The organism is Streptomyces sp. NPDC001770 (genome assembly GCF_053596135.1).
In genome coordinates this window covers 42,800-52,806 of sequence record NZ_JBSFFN010000043.1, presented here as the reverse complement: position 1 = coordinate 52,806, position 10,007 = coordinate 42,800, and the positions used below count along the sequence as shown (strand labels likewise).

Sequence of the window (10,007 nt, the reverse complement as noted above, 5' to 3'; positions counted from 1 at the left end):
ACTGTTTTTTGGTGTTTTTTTTTGTTTTGAGATGTGTACATATACTTTAATAAAATGGGGCGGCCGGCGGGGCCCCCCCCCCCCCCGCCGCTCCTTTTTCGCGTACGACTCGTCAGCGCGCCGCCGTGCCGCGCCGCTGCCGGATCAGCCCGACCGCGATCAGGACCACCGTCAGCGCACCGGTGGCGAGCAGCTGGTCGCGCGTGTCGGGCTGGCGGAGCATCAGCACGAATATCCCGGCCATCGCCAGCAGCGCGGCCACCGTCGCCACCGGGAACAGCCACATCCGCACCACCAGCTTCTCCGGCGCCTCGCGCTCGGTGCGCCCGCGCAGGACCAGCTGGGAGAGGGCGACGAAGATCCAGACGACCAGGATCACCGCGCCGATCATGTTGAGCAGCCACGGGAAGACGTCGTCGGGCCGCCAGTAGCTCAGCAGCACGCAGAGGAAGCCGAAGACCGAGGAGGCCAGCACCGCGTTGCGCGGCACCCCGGACGAGATCCGGCCGAGCACCTTCGGGCCCTGACCGCGCGCCACCAGCGAACCCGCCATCCGGGAGGCGCCGTAGATGTTGGCGTTCATCGCGGAGAGCAGCGCCACTAGGATCACCACGTCCATGATCCGGCCGGCCGCCGGGATGCCCAGGTGGTCGAGGGTCGCCACGTACGGGCCCTTCTCCACGACCTTCGGGTCGTCCCACGGCACCAGTACCACGATGACCGCCATCGACCCGACGTAGAAGAGCGCGATCCGCCACATCGCGGTACGGACCGCCTTCGCCACCCCGCGCACCGGGTTCTCCGACTCGGCCGCCGCGATGGTGACCGTCTCCAGGCCGCCGTACGCGAAGACGGAGGCCAGCAGCCCGATGATGAACCCGTTCGCCCCGTGCGGCAGGAAACCGCCGTCGCCGGTGAGGTTGGCGGAGCCGGGGGCGTCCACGTCGGGCAGCACCCCGGTGATCGCCAGCACGCCGAGGACCAGGAAGAGCGAGATCGCGGCGACCTTCAGCGCGGCGAACCAGAACTCGAACTCGCCGAAGTTCCGCACCGCCGCCAGATTGGTGCCCAGGAACGCGGCCATGAAGAGTGCCACCCACATCCACTGCGGGGTGCCCGGCAGCCAGCCCGTCACGATGTCCGCGGCGCCGATGCCCTCCAGTCCGACCGCGACCGAGAGCAGCACCCAGAACGACCAGCCCGCGGTGAACCCGGCCCACGGCCCGAGCGCCCGCTCGGCGTGCACGGAGAAGGAGCCGGACGCGGGATGGGCGGCCGACATCTCGCCGAGCATCCGCATCACGAGCATGACCAGCAGCCCGGAGACCGCGTAGGCGACGACGATCGAGGGGCCCGCCGAGGCGATGCCCGCGCCCGAGCCGACGAAGAGCCCGGCACCGATGACCCCGCCGAGCGCGATCATCGACAGATGGCGTTGGCGGAGGCCGTTGCCGAGCGAGGAACCGCCCGGCGCGGCGTCCGGTGCGGCGTCCCGCGCGTCGGACGGTACGGCCGCCGGGGCGGGGGGCCCGGTGGGCGCCGGCGGACCGGCGGAGGGGGAGGAGGAGGCGGGGGTGGGGGGCATCGACGAGCTCAGTTCGGTCGGCGGGCCCGAGGGCGGGTCCGCGAGGGCGATCGAGCCGCTGACCAGGGAAATTCCTGGTTGGGGGGTAGCGGCCCGGGGGACCCCTCAATCTGACCGGACGGACCGCCCGCCGGGCAGATGTGTCCGCAATGCGGTCACCGGATTCGCACACCACGCACACCCGGCCCGCCCCGCCGGACCGTCGTGAGGCCGTCTCAGCGCCCCGTCGATCCGTTCCGCCGCCCCGCGAACTCACGCACCCACGCGACCAGCAGCACCAGCGCCGTCGCCCCCGCCGACCAGAGAACCTGCCCGCGCGCGGAGTCGTCGGCGAGCATCAGCACCAGCACCGCGAACAGCGCCGCCAGCGTGAGCCAGGTCAGATACGGGAAGCACCACATCCGCAGCACCGGCCCCCGCTCCGGCCCCCGCGCGGCCGCCTCCCGGTCGATGCCCGGGCGCAGCCGCAGCTGGGAGAGGGCGATCAGCGCCCAGACGAACAGCAGCACCGCCCCGACCGAGTTGAGCAGGTAGAGGAAGACCGTGTCAGGCCACTCCAGATTGAGGAGTACGGAGACGAAGCCGAAGGCCACCGAGGCGAGCACCGCCCGGCGCGGCACCCCGCCGCCGTTCCTCGTCGCCCCCGACACCTTCAGCAGCCCGCGCGGCGCCTCGCCCCGCTCGGCCAGCGAGAAGATCATCCGCGAGGAGCCGTAGAGGTTCGCGTTGAGCGCGGAGAGCAGCGCGACGAAGATCACGACGTTCATGATCTGCCCGGCGGACGGCACCCCGATCGAGTCCAGCACCTTCACGTACGGGCTCAGCCCCGCCCGCTGCGCCGTCCACGGGAGCACCGTCACGATCACCAGCATCGAGCCGACGTAGAAGAAGAGGATGCGTACCACCGCGCTGCGTACCGCCCGGCCCACCGCGCGCGCCGGATCGTCGGTCTCGGCCGCGGCGATGGTGAGGACCTCCAGGCCGCCGAAGGCGAAGACCACCGTCAGCACCCCGGACACCACCCCGCTCCAGCCGTTCGGCAGGAACCCGCCCCGGCCCGTGAGATTGGTCAGGCCCACCGGACCGGTGTCCGGCAGCACCCCGAAGACGGCGAGCGTCCCCAGCACCAGGAAGGCCACGATCGCGCAGACCTTCAGCGCGGCGAACCAGAACTCGAACTCGCCGAAGTTCTTCACCGCGGTGAGGTTGGCGGTGGTGAAGACCACCATGAAGAGCAGCACCCAGGCCCATGGCTCGACCGCCGGCACCCAGCCGTGCGCGATCTGTGCCGCCGCCGTGGCCTCCACGGCCAGCACCACCACCAGCAGGAACCAGTAGAGCCAGCCGACGCCGAACCCGGCCCAGCGCCCCAGCGCGCGCTCCGCGTGCACGGAGAAGGAGCCCGAGGCGGGCATCGCCGCCGACATCTCCCCGAGCATCCGCATCACCAGCATCGCGAGGGCGCCCGCGATCAGGTACGACACGATGATGGCCGGTCCCGCGACCGCGATTCCGGCGCCCGAACCGACGAACAGCCCCGCCCCGATCACTCCGCCGAGGCCGAGCATCGTCAGATGCCGTTGCTTGAGCCCGTGGGACAGGGGCTCGGCGGGTGCGGGGGGCGGTGCGTCGCGCATGGGGGGTGAGGCCGCTCTGAGTCGATTTAGTGGGGAACCTACAGCGTCTCACGGAGCGAGACGGCCCCAGGAAGGCATCTGCGCTGCACGTGCCGGAGTGATGAGGCTCACGCCGAGGCGTGGTTACCCCGGTGTCTTTGTGCGAACTTCACCAAGTCACGGCCAGGCCCTTTGTGGGCGACACACGGTGATCAGCGGCGGGCTCTTCGACTAACGTCAGCCGCAGGCTCGCCTTTTCGGCTCCAGCCCCCGTCCGTTCCCGCCCCACCTCACCCGCGGAGTCCCGATGAGCACTGCTGCCGCCCCCGTCCGTACCGGAGTGGTCCTCGCCGACCTGCTGCCCGCGGTCCGGCACCGCGCGGCCGTCGATACGGCCCTCGTCATGGGCGGCGCCGCCCTCACCGGTCTCGCCGCGCAGATATCGGTTCCGATCCCCGGCTCTCCGGTCCCCGTCACCGGCCAGACCTTCGCCGCGCTCCTCATCGGCACCGCGCTGGGCGCCCGCCGCGGCTTCCTCTCGCTGGCGCTGTACGCGCTCGTCGGCATGGCCGGCGTGCCGTGGTTCTCCGGCGGCACCTCCGGCGCGGGCGGCGCCACCTTCGGCTACGTCCTCGGCATGCTGCTGGCCGCGACCGTCGTCGGCGCCCTCGCCCGCCGGGGCGGCGACCGCTCCGTGCTGCGTACCGCGGGCACCATGGTGGTCGGCTCCGCCGTCACCTACGCCGTCGGCGTCCCCTACCTCGCCCTCTCCACCGGCATGTCGGCGAGCGCGGCCGTCGCCGCCGGCCTGACGCCCTTCCTCATCGGCGACGCCGTGAAGGCCCTGCTGGCCATGGGCGCGCTGCCCGCCTCCTGGAAGCTCCTCGGCCGCCGCGCCTGAGCCTCCTTCCCGCAACACGCCGAAAGGCCCACCGGACGCGTTCCGGTGGGCCTTTCGCGCTGCTCCCGTACGCGCGTCAGTCCTTCGCCGGCACCTTGCCGCCGCGCCGGTCCCGTACCAGGGCCACCGCGACCACCACCGCCGCGACCAGCAGCGACAGCAGCACCTGTTCGCGGCCCGCGTCGTCGGTGAGCATGTAGACCAGGACGAACGAGATCATCGCGATCGTCGCCCACGTCAGATACGGGAAGAGCCACATCCGCACGACCGGCTTCCCGGGCGACTCGCGCTCGATCATGGGGCGCATCCGCAGCTGGGTGAAGCAGATGACCAGCCAGACGAAGAGCGCCACCGCCCCCGAGGAGTTCAGCAGGAAGGCGAAGACGGTGTCCGGCCACTGGTAGTTGAAGAAGACCGCCACGAAGCCGAAGACGACCGAGGAGAGGATCGCCGCCTGCGGGACGCCCCGCTTGTTCACCCGGGTGAAGGCCCGGGGCGCGTCGCCCCGGCCGCCGAGCGAGTAGGCCATCCGGGAGGCCGTGTAGAGGCCGGAGTTGAGGCAGGACAGCACGGCCGTCAGCACGATGACGTCCATCACCTGCCCGGCGTGCGGGATGCCGATGGAGTCGAGCGCGGCGACGTAGCTGCCCTTCTCCACGATCGACGGGTCGTTCCACGGCAGCAGCGTCAGCACCACGAAGATGGAGCCCAGATAGAAGATCGCGATTCGCCAGATGACGCTGTTGGTCGCCTTCGAGACGGCGCGCCGGGGGTCCGAGGACTCGCCGGCGGCGAGTGTGACGATCTCGCTGCCCATGAAGGAGAAGACCACCATCAGCACCCCGGTCAGGATCGCGCCCGGCCCCTTCGGCAGGAAGCCGCCGCTGTCGGTGAGATGGGCGAATCCGGAACCGGCGTTGTCGGAACCGGGCAGCACCCCGAAGACCGCGAGCAGCCCGACGATCACGAAGGCGCCGATGGCGACGACCTTGATCCCGGCGAACCAGAACTCGAACTCGCCGTAGCTGCCGACCGAGATCAGGTTCGTGGCGGTCAGCACGGTCATCACGATCAGCGCCCACCCCCACTGCGGTACGGCCGGCACCCAGCTCTCCAGGATCGCGGCGCCCGCCGTGGCCTCGACGGCGAGCACGACCACCCAGAAGAACCAGTACAGCCAGCCGATGGAGAAGCCCGCCCAGCGCCCGAGCGCCTGGTCGGCGTAGGCGGAGAAGGAACCCGAGCTGGGCCGCGCGGCCGCCATCTCGCCGAGCATCCGCATCACCAGCACCACCATCGTGCCGACCAGCGCGTACGAGACGAGGATCGCGGGACCGGCGGCGGCGATGCCCGCGCCGGAACCCACGAAGAGGCCCGCGCCGATCACACCGCCGATGGCGATCATCGAGAGATGGCGGTTCTTGAGCCCGGCCCGGAGCTCGCCGCCGGATCCGCCGGCGTCTCCCGGGCCTCTGGCTCCGGCCGTACTCTCCGGCTCGCCACCCGGCTCCGTCACCGTGGTCCCCGACGTCATGGATGGACTCCTCACGTGGTCCGGGCGGATCACGAGGAACCGCCCCTGCCTCCGCGGCGGTTCCGGTGACGACCCGGCCGCCACCCCGCGAAGGGCTCCGACCCCGCTGACGGTTACCCTGCCGCGCTCGTGCCACACTTTCCGGCATGCGCGTGTACCTCGGATCGGACCATGCCGGCTACGAACTCAAGAACCACCTCGTCGAGTGGCTGACGGCCCACGGCCACGAGGCCGTGGACTGTGGACCCCACATCTATGACGCCCAGGACGACTACCCGCCGTTCTGCCTCCGCGCCGCCGAGAAGACGGCCGCGGACCCGGACAGCCTCGGCATCGTGATCGGCGGCTCCGGCAACGGCGAGCAGATCGCCGCCAACAAGGTCAAGGGCGTCCGTGCGGCGCTGGCCTGGAGCGAGCAGACCGCCGCCCTCGGCCGCGAGCACAACAACGCCAACGTGGTGGCCATCGGCGGCCGGATGCACTCCCAGGAGGAGTCCACCAAGTTCGTCGAGATCTTCCTGAACACGCCGTACTCGAACGAGGAGCGCCACTCCCGGCGCATCGAGATGCTCGCGGCGTACGAGGAGACCGGCGCGCTCCCGCCGATCCCCGCCCACCACCCGCAGCAGGGCTGACCCCGAGGGCCGTCCCGCACCCGCCGACCACCCACCGTGCCGCCAGGCCGCCAGGCCCTGGCGGCACGTCCGTTTCCGCCGGCTTACGCGCCGGCTCCACGCGCCCGCCCTGCACACCCGCCTCGCGCGCTCGTCCCGCGTCGGGAAGTCCCGCTCGTTTCCCGCCCGCCTTCCGCCCGTCAGGAGAAGCCGCCCGTGCCCGAGGGACACACCATCCACCGCCTCGCCGCCGACCACCGCGAGCGGTTCGCCGGGCGGCCGGTGCGCGTCAGCAGCCCGCAGGGCAAGTTCGCCGACAGCGCGGCGCTTCTCGACGGCCAGGTGCTCGACGCCGTCGACGCCCACGGCAAGCACCTCTTCCTCGGCTTCGGCGCCACCGGCTGGGTCCACATCCACCTCGGCCTCTTCGGGAAGCTCGGCTTCGGCACGGTCCCGGCCCCGCCGCCCTCCGGCACGGTCCGCCTCCGGCTGCTGGGCGACGGCCACTACGCCGATCTGCGCGGCCCCACCACCTGCGCGCTGGTCGCCGAGCCGGAGAAGCAGGCGATACACGAGCGCCTCGGCCCGGACCCGCTGCGCGCCGACGAGGACGGCACTCGCGCCTGGCAGCGGATCTCCCGCAGCCGGATCACCGTCGCCGCCCTGCTGATGGACCAGAAGGTCGTCTCCGGCGTCGGCAACGTCTACCGCGCCGAGGTCCTCTTCCGCCACGGCATCGACCCGTACCGCCCCGGCAAGGACCTCACCCGCGCCGAATGGGACGCGATCTGGGCCGACCTCGTCCTGCTGATGCGCGAGGGCGTACGGAACAACCGGATCGACACCGTCCGCCCCGAGCACCTGCCCGAGGCGATGGGCCGCCCGCCCCGCGTCGACGACCACGGCGGCGAGGTCTACGTCTACCGGCGCGACCGGCGCCCCTGCCACATCTGCGGCACCGACGTCCGCACCGCCGAACTGGCGGCCCGCAACCTCTTCTGGTGCCCCACCTGCCAGAAAAGCTGACCGGTAGGGGGGCGTACCGAGGGGAGCGCCGTCCGCCCGGAGGGCGTGCCGGGCGTTGCCGGACAGGCGGGACGTCCGGCACACGCGTCAGGCGCCGGGCGTGCGCCGGGGGCACCGCGTACCCCGGTCCGCGCGATCCACCCCACCGAAAGCATGTTCCCGGAAACCCGTGCCGGGCAGCCCGCCCCGGGGGCTCCGGCCCGCCCGGTTCCGGGGGCGTACGCCACGCCTACCAGCCTCTCCACCGGCGGGGCGACCCTATTTCGTACCGTCGCCGACCGGGGTCCCCCTGCACGGGGAGCCGTTCGGTCGATAAGGTCCCGACAATGGCCTCTCGTGACGGAGTGAACGCGCACGTGGCCCGGTGGCGGCGATCGGCCCACCGGGCCCGCATCGCGCTGCGCCGGTCCGGGGTCGACTATTTCCGCGGTGACGGGTCCGACTGGATAGCCTTCGCGGGCCTGCTGCTGACGATCCCGGCCCTCACGGTGGCCACGGTGTGGAACCCGGAATGGTTCTCGCCCACCGCCCTCGTCCTGCCGATCGTCGCCGGCGGCCTGCTGCTCCGCCCCTCCAGCCTGCTCACCCTGTACGCGGTGGCGGCCGGCGCCCTGATCGTCGAGTCCTTCACCCTCGGCACCTCCCCGGCGGACGTCACCGTCACCCCCGGCAACGTGCTCGTGGTCGGCGCCTGCGGCTTCTTCGGGCTGGTGCTCGCCCAGTTCCGGGCCCGGGTCGGAGTGCCCTGGCGGCGCGGCGGCACCATGCTCTTCGACCTGCGCGAACGCATCCGGGTCCAGAGCGCGCTGCCCCGGCTGCCGAAGGGCTGGCACTGCGAGATGTCGCTGCGCCCCGCAGGAGGCCAGTCCTTCTCGGGCGACTTCGTCGTGGCGGCCCGCACCCACGGCGGACGCACGCTGGAGGTCGTCCTCACCGACGTCTCCGGGAAGGGCATGGACGCCGGCTCCCGCGCCCTGCTGCTCTCCGGCGCCTTCGGCGGCCTCCTCGGCTCGCTGCCCCCGCACGGCTTCCTGCCCGCCGCCAACGGCTACCTGCTCCGCCAGGACTGGGACGAGGGATTCGCCACCTCGATCCACCTGGTGCTGGACCTGGAGTCCGGCGACTACGAGATCCTCTCGGCCGGCCACCCGCCCGCCCTCCAGCTCAACGCCGCGACCGGGCAGTGGGAGGAGAAAGCGGCCGAGGGCCCGCTGCTCGGCGTCTACGACGGCGCGGAGTTCGACGCGGTCAAGGGCTCACTGGCCTCCGGTGACGTGCTGATGCTCTTCACGGACGGCCTGGTCGAGGCGTCGGACCGGGACATCGCCGACGGCATCGACCGGCTGACCGGCGAGGCCGACCGGTACGTCACGACCGGCTTCGAGGGCGCGGCCTGGCACCTGATCGAGGCGTGCGCGAAGGACGTCAACGACGACCGCGCGCTCCTGCTGCTCTCCCGCCGGGGCTGAGGCCTCCCGCCGCCACCGGACCGGACCGGCGGGCGAGGCCCGGTCGCTCGCCCGGCCGGCTCAGGTCGACAGCGGGACCCGGCCGTCGCCCCCGGGCCGGTCGGCCTTCTGGCCCGGCAGCACCCGGGCCAGCCATGAGGAACGGCTCGCGGCGAGCGGCGAGAGGACCGCGAGCACCAGGACGTACCCGGCGATGAACGGGGCAAGGCGCTCGTTCAGCCCGGCACCCTCCGCCATGGCGGCCAGGATCAGCGCGAACTCTCCCCGGGCGAGCAGGGTGGTGGCGATGTTCGCGACGGCCCGGGGCCCGAAGCCGTACACCTTCGCGGTGGCCAGTCCCGCGCACACGTTCATCGCGGCGGTCAGGGCGACGGCCGCCAGCACCGGCCGGAGGACGCTCGGCAGGTCGCCCGGGTCGATCGAGAGGCCGAAGGAGAAGAAGAAGATCGCGCCGAACGCGTCCCGCAGCGGGTGGACCAGCCTTCGGATGCGTTCGCCCGAGCTGGTACCGCCGAGCATCAGGCCGACCATGAAGGCGCCGATGGCGTCGGCGACGCCGAACCACTCGGAGACCCCGGCGACGAAGACCGCCACGCCGAGGAAGGAGATCACCAGGAGCTCGTCGTCCTCGGTGCGGATCAGCCGCGAGACCGCACGGGTGCCGAACCGGACCACCAGCGCGAGCAGCACCAGGAAGCCGAAGGCCTTCCCGCCGTCCAGCAGGGCGGCACCGAGGCTGTCCGCACCGGACAGGACGGGCTGGAGCGCGGCGAGGTAGAGGGCCAGGAACACGTCCTCGACGACGATGATGCCGAGGATCGGCCGGGTCTCCGGGTTCCCGAGCCTCCCGAGGTCCACGAGGACCTTGGTGACGATCGCCGAGGACGAGATACCGAGCACGCCGGCCAGGACCAGGGCCTCCGAGGCCCCCCAGCCCAGGGCGAACCCGAAGCCGAGACCGGCACCGACGTTCAGGGCCAGATAGACGCCGCCCGCGACCGCCATCCTGCGGCCGCCGGTCCGCAGATCGTCGAGGTGGAACTCCAGACCCAGATAGAAGAGGAGCAGCACCAGGCCGAGGGCGGCGAGCATCTCCAGGTCGTGCGGGTCCGCCACCAGCACGATGCCCGGCGTGTGCGGACCGAGGAGCATCCCGGCCAGGATGAACAGCGGAATGGTCGGCAACCCGATCCTGGCCCCGGCGCGGGCGAGCAGCGCTGCGGCCAGAAAGGCGCCTCCCATGGCGATGAGCGTGTCGGCGT

At 72.0% G+C, this 10,007-nt stretch carries 8 protein-coding genes; 4 read left to right on the top strand and 4 right to left on the bottom strand.

What is annotated here, in order from left to right; genetic code table 11:
• Positions 1 to 112 precede the first annotated feature (112 nt).
• Entirely contained in the window at positions 113 to 1,585 is a 1,473-nt protein-coding gene (locus tag ACWCSV_RS29980; RefSeq protein ID WP_451147530.1) for an amino acid permease, read from the bottom strand.
• 215 nt (positions 1,586 to 1,800) lie between these two features.
• Positions 1,801 to 3,222, bottom strand: a complete 1,422-nt coding sequence (locus ACWCSV_RS29975; protein ID WP_451147528.1) for an amino acid permease — start codon at positions 3,220 to 3,222, stop codon at positions 1,801 to 1,803.
• 286 nt (positions 3,223 to 3,508) lie between these two features.
• Between ACWCSV_RS29975 and ACWCSV_RS29970 the strand changes: the two genes are divergently transcribed.
• Positions 3,509 to 4,102: a biotin transporter BioY gene (locus ACWCSV_RS29970; protein WP_451147526.1), complete on the top strand. Its 594-nt coding sequence runs from the start codon at positions 3,509 to 3,511 to the stop codon at positions 4,100 to 4,102.
• A 76-nt stretch (positions 4,103 to 4,178) separates the two neighbouring features.
• On the opposite strand, the gene ACWCSV_RS29965 is transcribed toward ACWCSV_RS29970, so the two are convergent.
• Positions 4,179 to 5,636: an amino acid permease gene (locus tag ACWCSV_RS29965; protein ID WP_451147524.1), complete on the bottom strand. Its 1,458-nt coding sequence runs from the start codon at positions 5,634 to 5,636 to the stop codon at positions 4,179 to 4,181.
• Positions 5,637 to 5,782: 146 nt separating this feature from the next.
• On the opposite strand from ACWCSV_RS29965, the gene ACWCSV_RS29960 reads away from it, so the two are divergent.
• From ACWCSV_RS29960 to ACWCSV_RS29950, 3 genes are all read left to right on the top strand, one after another.
• Positions 5,783 to 6,271: a ribose-5-phosphate isomerase gene (locus ACWCSV_RS29960; RefSeq protein WP_386892267.1), complete on the top strand. Its 489-nt coding sequence runs from the start codon at positions 5,783 to 5,785 to the stop codon at positions 6,269 to 6,271.
• Between the two features lie 195 nt (positions 6,272 to 6,466).
• Positions 6,467 to 7,276, top strand: coding sequence for an Fpg/Nei family DNA glycosylase (locus ACWCSV_RS29955; protein WP_451147522.1), 810 nt, complete (start codon positions 6,467 to 6,469; stop codon positions 7,274 to 7,276).
• A gap of 326 nt (positions 7,277 to 7,602) precedes the next feature.
• On the top strand, positions 7,603 to 8,745 hold the full coding sequence (locus ACWCSV_RS29950; protein WP_451147520.1) for a PP2C family protein-serine/threonine phosphatase: 1,143 nt from the start codon (positions 7,603 to 7,605) through the stop codon (positions 8,743 to 8,745).
• 60 nt (positions 8,746 to 8,805) lie between these two features.
• Here ACWCSV_RS29950 and ACWCSV_RS29945 read toward each other — a convergent pair whose 3' ends face one another.
• Positions 8,806 to 9,987: a cation:proton antiporter gene (locus tag ACWCSV_RS29945; protein ID WP_451147518.1), complete on the bottom strand. Its 1,182-nt coding sequence runs from the start codon at positions 9,985 to 9,987 to the stop codon at positions 8,806 to 8,808.
• Positions 9,988 to 10,007: the final 20 nt, after the last annotated feature.